We start from the raw sequence: 5,807 nt of genomic DNA, 5'->3' as shown, positions 1-5,807 counted from the left end.
ACGCATGCCTCAGCCTCTTCACCTTCCCAGCAATCCTGGAGTGGTCCCTGAAGATTCTTAACGTCTGTTGTAAGCTGATCAAGATCAGTTGCGCCAGCTGAAAGTGTTGAAAGGTATCCCTCAACTTCGCTGACATTCATACCCTTTTGTGCCATTTTTGTTTTCCTCCGTTTAAAAATATGTTATTGATACTGGTTGTTACGCCAGAATCTGATCTATGATAAAGACTTTCAGTCTATATCAAACACCAAAAACTGCAACACCACGTCTGGAGCGGTGTCGCATAATAATACTTCGATTTTTAATGTCACATTTATCGTATTTTATTGCAATTTTATTTCAATAATGGTGAAACTACACGCCACATCTTGCATTGCAACATCGATAAACAAGTCACTAAAATCCAGAGTTTTATTCTATTTTTCTTTCAATCCCTCAATAAGAAAAAAATGTAACCGAAAAGTTACAAATAAGATGTATTACATCTTAACCCCACTCAAATAATTTTATATGTAAATCTCAAAAAGTAAATAACATAAATTAAAATTCATCATTTTCCATGTTTTAACTAATATTTAAAAGATTAATTTAGATATTTTTACCGAATCGGCTTATCGTGCATATTAATACAAGATAGCATAGAACAAAGAGTCGCTAGCGACTCTTTGCGCGCTGGTGCGCGCAAGCTTTAGCTTGCATATTTCATCTGCGCACCAGTCGCATCCATAGCGGAGCGATTTTTATATAATAGGAAATCCGGAGGACTTTCCTATTATATAAAAAAGGCACTGGGTAAAATACCCAGTGTCTATGCTTTATCGTTTAATATTAAGTTGTCGATATATATGGATATTTAGTTCTGATAGGCTATTTCATCAGGTGAAACACTGGTTGTTTTCTCTTTCCAGATTTCTTCTTCCTCTTTTGTCATAGCACGGAAGTTGTATCCATTCTCTTTGCAGTAGTTTTCCATGTAGGACCCAGCTGGTGCAACGACTGTACCTTCCATGAAACCGTAAAACTCAATCTCTTTGAACTCTTCATTTCCAAAGAATACTTCTTCGTTTTCATCAATATCCATACGTATTCTTTCTATAGAATCTGGCATATAAAGTTTTCTATTAGTTGCAGACTCGTCTGAATAGAAAAGGCATCCGATAGACTTTATACCATCAGGGATTACTATGTCTTCTGACAAATTACCATTGTAGAATAGTAATATACCATCACCGATCACGTAATATTTTTTATCTGCATGCTTCTCTTGTAAATAGTCACAATCAATGCCAGACGTATGGAAATAATAGAGGCTTTTAGGAAAATAAATATCTTCATCAGAATTATAGAAACTTATATATCCTTCAAACCGCTCCACGCCATCCGGAATAATAATGTGCTTAATATTACCACATCGCCCAATCGAAGCAGTAATAACCTTACAGCCTTCTTCCCATTCAACAGTATCTAAATTATTGCAACCGTCAATCCAAACCTCAACACTAGAATCTAAATCTGCGGGAATAAAGACGCTTTTAATATTATCATTATCTTTAAATGTACTATTAGAAATATATTTTATTTTAAAAGGACCAATCTTTGATGGGACTACTACATTCTCACCACCACGGTATCCACAGATAGTGGCTTCGCCCTTTAGAATGTGGATTTCATATTTGTAATCCCCGATCCATCGCGGCATCTCTATTATAATCAACAAAATAAGTAGTGAAACAATCGAAGCAACGATGGTTAAAATGACTTTTATTATTTTTTTAGTGGTCTCTTTTTTTTCATCATAAATACCTATACAGTTTCTCCAAACCTTCAATTTCCATGTCTGTCAACTGACTAGAAGCATCCTTGTGCAATACAGGATTTACATTTATACTTATGATCTCACTTTCTGTATTATTTCCAAAAGCCTCAATATTATAATCCATATAATCGAAAGCATCTATTCAAATCTATCAAGCACGCCTTCTCTGTCAGTATTTACGAGTGTCTTTAATAAGTCTCCCTGATAGTAATCATAGGAAGTTGTTGTTCCGTTAGGGAATGACTTCTTTATAAGTCTTACATTTGAATCGTAGTAGTACTGAGGACATTGGTGACTGGCACCTAGCTTGCAAAAAATCCAGCCAATATTTAATACTCCATCTGCGTGGCATTATACCATACAAATGGAGTATCAACTTTCAACCACAGATTATTCTTTTCTCATTATCGGCCTCCAAATTGCTGGACTCTGCCATCCCACAATTCATGTACTGATGAATAATGGCCTCCATCATCTATAACACTATATACTGAATTCAAAAATCTCATGCATTTATTAAAATCTGCTGCATCAACATTTCTTAAATCAAATGATCCATCAGACTTTCCAAAAGCCAAATTTTTTGCTAGTTCTTTTTGGCTATCAGTCAAGTCACTATTTACTACCATTTCATTATATTGCTTAGAAAATTTAATAGCTAACATACTAGTATCAACATTAGGATCATTCCTATATGCTTCGCTATTTCTAATCAATCGGTAAACGCCTCCCTCTTCCCACTCTTGCATTACCTGATAAGCATCTGGCCTGATCGGATTATAACTAATCGTTGTGCGGTCAGCCACTTCTTTCGAAGGAAACAGCAAACCACCTGAGGTATCATAATCATATCCGTAGCAATATCCAAACCATACATTTGTAATATCCTGCTTACATTTTTCTATTTCATCTGTTTTATCCATATAATCTTTAACAAAATTAAACGCATCTTTGGAAATAGCATAACCATTATTAAATCCATCAGGAATAGATTTCCCACTCAGCTTTAATGATTCGTCAACAACTGATTTTAGATCATCCAAATTAGACGTGCTAAATGAATCAGATAGCCCAAATGTTAGTTTTACAAATGCACCTAATAACGGATGAATTGCTGTAGAAGTATCTGATAACACATTTTGAGCTAGATCCCAAACAAGTTTATCTCTTTCTGCAATCAAGTCATTTAATTTCTTTGCATCATCTTGATCCTTAATAGCTGCCGCACTGAATAACAAATTAACATTAAGCGTCTTTTTATCTGGTGTCGAAGAAAAATAACCCACATCCGTCCAGCAATTATCTACAGTAAGATTATCGCAATTATAGAAATGAATATCAGCATGAATATCCGGACTTCCAGTATACATTGATGTTTCTTGTATAGCTAAGCTTTCTATTCCAAAGAAATTAGTTATTGTCATTCTTTTTCTAGCCTCTGCCGATAGATCTCTATACGCTTCTAGCCCAATCGAATCAAAATCACAGAATAACACACTATTGTTATACCCCTGAGCAAGAATAGTTGAACAAACATATAATCTTTCAAATATATTCGGAGCGAAATACAGAAGTTCTCCTTTAGCATTCAATACTCCCGTAACAAATGCTTCAAATTTGGCTTCTGATGCTTTTGTAACAGTGCCATCAGCGTTTAACTTAACCATATTCAGACTATATAAGCTTAAAGCACTCATTAAATTATCATCATCAATTAACAAATATGGATTCTGTAATTTTGCAAGATAATCAAAAGCTTCAGTGCACTTCTGCTCTAACACCATATTGAAAAACTGAGATGCTTCCTTACTATCAAAACTATTACATACATCAAGCAACAGTTTGAGTGTGAAGCCATTATCAAGAGCCTCCTCTATAGCTTCATCAGACAAGCCTAATTCATGCAGCTTTCTTTTTATCTCTGTTGCTTCAGAAGAACTTAGATTTTCTGAGCCATCTGCATAACCTTGCCTTGAAGCCTGAGTGACAGCATCCTTTCCAGAAGTACTACCACCACTTGAAGAAGCTCCCGATGTTGTTGTACTAGAAGTAGGACCATTTGGCTGTGAGCTGCTGTTACCCTGGCCTGGGTCTGTTGGTGTTAAACCATTTCTATCTACATATGCCTTAGGGTCGTTATAACAATAAATATAATGGTTTATTGAATCTGGTATTTCAAGGAAACCTCTTACCTTATCCTCTCCAATAAATCTACCTGTCTCCGGGTCATAGCTTCTTGCCTGAGCAAAGCAGAGGCCATTTTCCTCTTCTCTATAGCCAGTGAATGTAAATGGCTGGATGAGGCTGTCAAGAACTGCCTTCTTTCCCGTACTCACATCAAGTCTGTTTCCAAACACATCATATTCATAAGCTTCAGATGATATTCCATCTACGTCTGTAATGTACATGGTGCTTCCAAGTTCATCAAGGAGATAGAATGCGTTTGTGCTCTCATTCTCCATACTTACTACCTTGTCATCATATGTGAACATAGATGTCTTGCCGTTTACAGACTGTGCAAGAAGATTGTTGTGATCCATAGTAATGTCAGTGAGGTAAGAAACTTCACCATTAGCTGATCTCTTGCGTACTCTCTGTCCAAGATAGTTATAGTCATAGGAAATAGACTGGTCCTTTGAAGGATCAGCATTTAACTTTGCTTTTTCAAGAAGGTTTCTTGCACCAAATGTGTACTCTCTATCAAGCACATCGTTCTTATACTCAGCCACAAGATTTCCACGATTGTCATAAGAGTATGTTGTGATAACAGGTGTTGGGTCTACACCATTCTGATTGCTCTTAGAAACAAGTCTGTCCTGAACATCGTATGCATAGAAAGTCTTTGAGTTATTCTCTATCTTACTGATTCTGTTTCCGAATGCATCGTAAGTATAGGATGAAAGAACTTCTCCTTCTCTTGATACTTCCTCCAAACGGCCTACTTCATCATAGCTGTAAGCATAGATACCACTTTCGTTTCTAAGGCCTCTTCTAGTTTTCTCAATAGATGTTCTGTTACCCTTCTGGTTATAAGAGTAGTCAAATCTATCCAGAACTCCCTCTCTGTCTGTATTTATGAGTGTCTTTAACAGACCTCCCTGATAGTAATCATAGGAAGTGGTTGTTCCGTTAGGGAAAGCTTTCTTCATAAGTCTTGCATTTGAATCATAGTAGTACTTAACTGAGCCAGTTGCTGCATTAAGGTCACTAAGTTCCACAAGCTTTCTGAAAGCATCATACTTGTACTCAAGTCTCTTTCCGTCTGGATAGATGATGGCTGTCTTAGCATCGTCTGGACCGTACTCGTATCCAACGCTCTGTCCATCTGGAGTAGTAACCTGAGTTGTTCTGCCTACAGGGTCTGAATCAATCCTTGTGATACCAAGATGGTCCTCTACTTCCTTAAGGATGTTAAGGGCGTTGTAGCTGTATTTAATCTCTTCACCGTTAGAGTACTTGATACCTGTGATATTGCCGTTGTTATCTCTTGTGTAGATAGTCTCGTTACCATCACGGTCTGTTTCAGCGCAGAGTTCACACTTTCTGTTATACTTATAGACATCTTTATTTCCAAGGGCATCTGTTACACTGATGACTTTACCTGAAAGGTCGTGGGTGTAGATAGTTACATGACCATGCCTGTCTATCTGAGGATATGAGTGCTCTTTTTCTTCAGCATTTGCCTCTGATATTCCTTCAGCGTCTTCAATAGTTACATTAACAAAATCAACACCAAAATCTGTTTCTGATGAATCTGTAATTATATCTGCAGAAGCCTCATTATTGCTAAGGCCATCAAATCTTTCAATCCTGCAAAGAAGGTCAAGTTCGTTATATGTATATCTTGTCTCATTTCCAAGAGCATCAATGATACTCTTAAGTTTTCCAGTTCCTGTGTAAGCGTATCTTGTAACAGCTTCACAGTCTTTCTTAGCGATAACTCTTCCCATTGGATCATAGGAATATTCAATGATTCTGCCATTTGAAGCTG

General features: G+C 36.7%; 2 protein-coding genes. Both read right to left on the bottom strand.

Annotated elements, in window-relative coordinates; translation table 11 throughout:
* Positions 1–853: 853 nt before the first annotated feature.
* Positions 854–1,828, bottom strand: coding sequence for a leucine-rich repeat protein (locus T541_RS0116325; RefSeq protein ID WP_026653659.1), 975 nt, complete (start codon positions 1,826–1,828; stop codon positions 854–856).
* 392 nt (positions 1,829–2,220) lie between these two features.
* The coding region (locus T541_RS20065) for an RHS repeat protein (protein ID WP_034467701.1) at positions 2,221–5,807 on the bottom strand (3,587 nt) is incomplete at its 5' end.

The sequence above is a fragment of the Butyrivibrio proteoclasticus P6B7 genome (genome assembly GCF_000622085.1).
GTDB classification, from domain to species: domain Bacteria; phylum Bacillota; class Clostridia; order Lachnospirales; family Lachnospiraceae; genus Butyrivibrio; species Butyrivibrio proteoclasticus_A.
Note: the sequence above shows the minus strand (reverse complement) of the source record. Positions and strands in the feature narration are given on the sequence as shown.